Annotated in this window: 1 protein-coding gene; it reads right to left on the reverse strand. The window is 41.5% G+C overall.

Features of this window, described 5'->3' with window-relative positions:
- Positions 1-270 (reverse strand): hypothetical protein (locus tag AC0L20_RS41085; protein WP_473295840.1); only part of this gene is annotated, 270 nt, incomplete at both ends.

A 270-nucleotide genomic window follows, 5' to 3' on the forward strand; every position in this document is an offset into this window, starting at 1 on the left:
TTCACTTAGGGCAGAAGGGGTGGTGGGCTTTTTTATGCCTAAAGACTTAGCAATGACAATTGCTTCATCTAGTTGAGCAATACGGTCAACACGTAGGGTCCTAAGCTGCAAACGAAGAGCTTTCAGTTCATCCTGTAACTGGGCTTGCTTAAGATTATCTGCCTCAAGCAATGTAGCAATTTTAGCTTCTTTATCGTTTTCGTAATTTGCGCGCGCAGCATCCAGCTTACCTTTTAGCTCCATCAACCGATTTTTAATAATTACATTCAT

Source organism: Bradyrhizobium sp. Kon58 (genome assembly GCF_055807455.1).